Genomic DNA, 508 nt, shown 5'->3' with positions numbered 1-508 from the left:
AATATATCACTTTAAGCAACGTTATGTCTGTTTTAGTATGAAGTTATTCGGTAAGACGGTTACCGACCTTTATGGAAGAATGTTTAAGGAGCACCCAGATGGCTAATTATTTCAATACCCTAAACTTGCGCGAGCAATTGGATCAACTTGGTCGTTGTCGCTTTATGGACCGTGAAGAATTTGTATCTGAAGCGGATTACCTGAAAGGTAAAAAAGTGGTCATTGTGGGCTGTGGTGCTCAAGGTCTAAACCAAGGCCTAAACATGCGCGATTCTGGTCTTGATGTGTCTTACGCACTACGTCAAGCTGCGATCGATGAACAGCGTCAATCGTTTAAAAACGCCAAAGATAATGGCTTTGAAGTTGGTAGCTACGAAACGCTAATTCCTCAAGCCGATCTGGTTGTTAACTTAACGCCAGACAAACAGCACACTAACGTTGTTGAGACGGTGATGCCACTAATGAAAGAAGGCGCTGCACTAGGTTACTCTCATGGTTTCAACGTTGT

Annotated in this window: 1 protein-coding gene; it reads left to right on the top strand. The window is 42.9% G+C overall.

What is annotated here, in order from left to right; translation table 11 throughout:
• Window positions 1-98: 98 nt before the first annotated feature.
• Window positions 99-508: NAD(P)-dependent oxidoreductase (locus tag R7040_RS30210; protein WP_318098156.1), on the top strand; the 410-nt coding region annotated here is incomplete at its 3' end.

Source organism: Vibrio sp. 1069, assembly GCF_033340555.1.
Note: the sequence above shows the minus strand (reverse complement) of the source record. Positions and strands in the feature narration are given on the sequence as shown.